This window comes from Microbacterium tenebrionis (assembly GCF_903645325.1).
In the GTDB taxonomy this organism is placed as follows: Bacteria; Actinomycetota; Actinomycetes; order Actinomycetales; family Microbacteriaceae; genus Microbacterium; species Microbacterium tenebrionis.
In genome coordinates this window covers 1-2183 of sequence record NZ_CAHJXQ010000023.1, presented here as the reverse complement: position 1 = coordinate 2183, position 2183 = coordinate 1, and the positions used below count along the sequence as shown (strand labels likewise).

The 2183-nt window shown below is 71.4% G+C and carries 3 protein-coding genes; all 3 read left to right on the top strand.

Annotated features, from left to right (window positions below; all coding sequences use genetic code 11):
* The coding region (locus HWX58_RS14825; protein WP_175989046.1) for an enoyl-CoA hydratase/isomerase family protein at nucleotides 1–412 on the top strand (412 nt) is incomplete at its 5' end.
* Between the two features lie 123 nt (nucleotides 413–535).
* The gene (locus tag HWX58_RS15310) at nucleotides 536–1711 is read left to right on the top strand and encodes a hypothetical protein (protein ID WP_175989044.1); all 1176 of its coding nucleotides are present in this window, start codon (nucleotides 536–538) and stop codon (nucleotides 1709–1711) included.
* Between the two features lie 8 nt (nucleotides 1712–1719).
* The coding region (locus tag HWX58_RS14815; protein WP_284690618.1) for an inositol monophosphatase family protein at nucleotides 1720–2183 on the top strand (464 nt) is incomplete at its 3' end.

Sequence of the window (2183 nt, the reverse complement as noted above, 5' to 3'; positions counted from 1 at the left end):
GATCGGCAGCCTGTACGCGAACATCGGCCTCACCCCCGACCTGTCGGTGTCGGCCCAGCTCGCGGATGCCGTCGGCTCCCGTCGCGCCCTGCAGCTCGTGCTGCAGGATCGCCTGCTCAGCGCCGAAGAAGCCCTCGAGTGGGGCCTGGTCGCCGAGATCGTGATGGGTGAGGATGCCGAGGACGAGGCGAGCCGCGTCCGCGCCCGTGCCGAAGAGGTCGCGCGGTTCTGGCTCGCCGGGGCCGCAGCCGCGTACGGCCAGGCCAAGCGCCTGGTGCGCTCGCAGCCCTCGCGCTCGTTCCCCGAGCAGCTCGCGGAGGAGGCGCGCTCGATCGGTGCCGCATTCGACACCCCGGATGCCAGGGCGCGGGTCGCCGCATTCGCCGCGGCATCCGCGAAGCGCGCACGCTGAGTCCGCGCGGACTTACCCACAGGACCGGCGGCGCCCCCGCGCGGGACGGTCCTCACGTGCGAGGATGATTCCAACGTCGGCCGAAGAGGGGGGACCACCATGTCAGAGGTCAAGGAGTCCGGGGTGAAGCCGAACGCTTCGCTGCTGATCCGCGGGGCGATCTGGATCGCCATCGGAGCACTGATCGCGGCGGCACTGGTGTGCGTCGTGTGGGTTCTGATCGGTGATCAGGACGGCATCATCGGCCGCGCGTTCCTGACGATCCTGCTGCTCGCGGCGTTCGCCGGCATCGCCATCCTCGAGGCGGGGCTCGCGCCCCGGCGCCCCGACTGGCTGGCGCTGGCGAGCATGATCACCTGGATCGTCGCGCTCATCGCCGGCGCCATCAAGATCTGGCTGCCCGATGAGCCGGGTGAGTACACCGGCGGTGTCGGAAGGTTCTTCCTGCTGCTCGTCATCGTCGGCGTCCTGCAGCTGGGGCTCCTGCACGTGCGTCTGTTCACGGCGGCCGCTCAGCGGTACGTGACCACGTTCACCCGCGTGATCTACTACGTCACGGTCGCGTTGCTCGTGCTGCTCGTCGCGATGCTCGTGATCTTCCTGACGTTGCCCGACACGTTCGAGTATTCCGACCTGTACTGGCGAATCGTCGTCGCTCTCGCCATCCTCACCGCCGTGGGCACGACGCTCATCCCGCTGCTGAACGCCCTGTTCGCGCCGAAGAAGCAGGTGGGCCCGCTGGCGGCACAGGCCCACGGAGCGTTCACCGGATCGGGCGTCGCAGCCCTGCCCGCAACACCGAACGACCAGGGCGCCCAGCCGTGGCCGACGTACGCGGACGGCAGGACCCCGCTCCCGGTGCTGCCCGACGGCTCGCCGGACTGGAACGCGTATTACACCGGCTATCCGACACAGCAGACGCCGGTGCAGAGCTATTACCCGGCCCATGAGACGACGCCGTCGTTCCCAACCGTGCCGTCGGACGGACATGCGCCGCCGCTGGTGTCCTCACCGGACGCGCCGATCGGAGCGGACGGATTCCCGGTGCCGCCGGCCGGGGCACCGGCCGCGCCCGACGGCATCGCAGGCGACACGGCTGCAACACCTGTTCCTGAGAAGTCACCTGCTCCCGAGCACGCACCAGCGCCCGAGCACGCACCAGCGCCCGAGCAGGTGCATGAGCCTGTGGAGCCGCCGGTGCCGGAGCAGCCGCAGGTTCCGCCGCACTCGGAGGAGCCGCCGACGCCTCCGGCCGCGCCCGGCGCATTCCCGCCTCCGCCTCCGGCGCCCCTCCGGTGACCGTGGACCTGCCCATCGAGGTCGAGCTGCAGGAACTCGCAGCCGGCATCGCTCGCGAGGCCGGCGAGCTGGCTCGGGAGCGCCGGGCGGCCGGCGTCGCACTCGCGGCGACGAAGTCGACCCTCGCCGACATCGTCACCGAAGCGGACCGCGAGGTCGAGCAGCTCATCCGCGACCGGCTCAGCGCCGATCGGCCCGGCGACGGGTTCCTCGGTGAGGAGTCGGGCGCGGCGGACAGCGAGACGGGCATCACATGGGTCGTCGACCCGATCGACGGCACGGTGAACTACGCGTACGGCATCCCCTCCTACAAGGTCAGCATCGCCGCCGTGCGGGGCGGCGCGGATCCCGACGCGTGGGAAGTGCTCGCCGCCGCGGTCTACGCGCCCGCCGTGGATGAGCTGTTCACGGCGGCCAGGGGCGGGGGAGCGTGGCTCGGCGGGCGGGGGCTCGGTGTGACGGGGCCCAACCC